At 62.0% G+C, this 2064-nt stretch carries 2 protein-coding genes; both read left to right on the top strand.

What is annotated here, in order from left to right; translation table 11 throughout:
- Positions 1 to 519 (top strand): AAA-type ATPase lid domain-containing protein (locus AC1DWI_RS20925; protein WP_477725654.1); only part of this gene is annotated, 519 nt, incomplete at its 5' end.
- 266 nt (positions 520 to 785) lie between these two features.
- Positions 786 to 2064 (top strand): glucan biosynthesis protein G (locus tag AC1DWI_RS20920; protein WP_477725653.1); only part of this gene is annotated, 1279 nt, incomplete at its 3' end.

Raw genomic sequence — 2064 nt, 5'->3', positions numbered from 1 at the left:
ATCTCGGCCACGCATCGCGACCTTGACGCTGCCATGGCTGAGGGCCAGTTCCGCGCCGACCTTTATTACCGGCTCAATGTCGTCACGCTGACCTTGCCCCCGCTGTCGGAGCGCCGCGAAGACATCCCGTTGCTGGCCAACCACTTTCTCCTCAAACTGGCGGCCAAGTACGACAAGCGCCTGAGCGGTTTCGCACCCGAGGCCCTCAAGGCCCTGACCACGGCCGCCTGGCCAGGCAACGTGCGCCAGCTTTACAACGTGGTGGAGCAGGTTTGTGCCCTGTCCACCACCCCGCTGGTGCCGCTGGCGTTGGTGCAGCGGGCCTTGCGCTCACCCAGCGTGCAAGTGCTCACCTATGCGGAAGCCAGGCAACACTTCGAGCGGGATTACCTGGTCGGGCTGCTCAAATTGACAGACGGCAACGTGGCCGATGCGGCCCGACTGGCCGACCGGAACCGCACGGAGTTTTACCGCCTGATGCAAAAGCACGGGCTCACGCCAGGACACTTCAAGGTTTAGACCGTAAACAGGCTCCAGGAGCTCCGGTTCGACCTGGGTTTGTCGCTGTGCCGCCGTGGGCCGTCGCTGGTTGGCGACAGGTTTAAGCCTTTGATTTAAAACGATTTAATCGAGCCATCTGCGGAAGTTGTCGCTCACCGGCGACAAAACCCGCGATTCTGGGCGCTTTTGAGCTGGATTACATTTGGTTAAATCAAGTATCACGCCCAACTTGTTGATTTAAAACAATTTTTCGAAGCTGGCACAGGGTTTGCCCTAGTCATGGCATGCCAGCTTTTTTCCTGCCTTTTTTGGCATCCTCCGGCGACCCCAAGCGCCGCTTCAATTTTCCCCTGCAGGCCCGTATCGCGGCCTGCGCGAGCCTTGCGGCACTGACGCTCGCGGCCGGCCAGGCACGTGCCTTCGATCTGGACGATGTGGCCGCTATCGCACGCCAGCGCTCGCAAGCGCCCTGGCGCGAAGCGTCCCACGCGGTGCCCACCGAGCTCGCCAGGATGGCGTACGACGACTACCGCGACATCCGGTTCAACGCCGCCAGCACGCTGTGGCGCGCCGACAAACTTCCCTTTGAAGCGAATTTTTTCCACGTCGGCCGGCACGGTGATTCGGTTCGCATTCACGAAATCACGACAGCGGGCGTGAAGCGCCTGTCCTACGACCCCGCCACATTCAATTTCGGAAAAAACAAACTGTCACCCGAGACCTGGGGTGACCTGGGCCACGGCGGCGCGCGCTTTTTCAGCAACCTCAACTCGCCCACCTACAAGGATGAGCTGGTGGTGTTCACCGGCGCCACCTACTTCCGGGCGCTGGGATCGGGCCAGCGTTATGGCCTTTCGGCACGCGGCCTGGCGGTGGACACCGCAGGCGGTGCGGGCGGAGCCAAGGAAGAGTTTCCCCGTTTCACGGATTTCTGGCTTCAAAAACCTGCAGTCGACAGCAAGCAGCTGACCGTCTTCGCTGTGATGGATTCGGAGCGCATGACAGGCGCCTACCGGTTCGACATCCAGGCCGGCGAGCAAACCACCACGAATGTACAGGCGCGCATCTTCATGCGCCCGGCCACAACCTCCGGCAACAGCGCGCCCGTGACCTCGCTGGGCATCGCGCCCCTGACCAGCATGTTTTTCTTTGGCGAAAACCAGCCCCGCCCCGGCGATTTCCGGCCCGAAGTGCACGACTCCGATGGCCTGATGATGGCTACGGGTGCCGGTGAATGGCTCTGGCGGCCCCTGCAAAATCCGTCCTCCCCGCTGGTGACGTCTTTCGCCATGAAGTCGCTCAAGGGCTTTGGCCTGATGCAACGCGACCGCGCCTTTGCCAACTACGAAGACACCGAAGCCCGCTATGAGACGCGGCCCAGCGCCTGGGTCACGCCCGTGGGCGACTGGGGCGCCGGCCGGGTCGAGCTGTTTCAATTTGCCACGCCGGACGAGACCCATGACAACGTGGTGGCCTATTGGGTACCCGAAAAAATGCCAGCACCTGGCCAGTCGCTGGACATCGCCTGGCAAATCAGCTGGCAGGGCAAGAACCAGCAACTAC

The sequence above is a fragment of the Polaromonas sp. P3_C2 genome (genome assembly GCF_056402675.1).
Note: the sequence above shows the minus strand (reverse complement) of the source record. Positions and strands in the feature narration are given on the sequence as shown.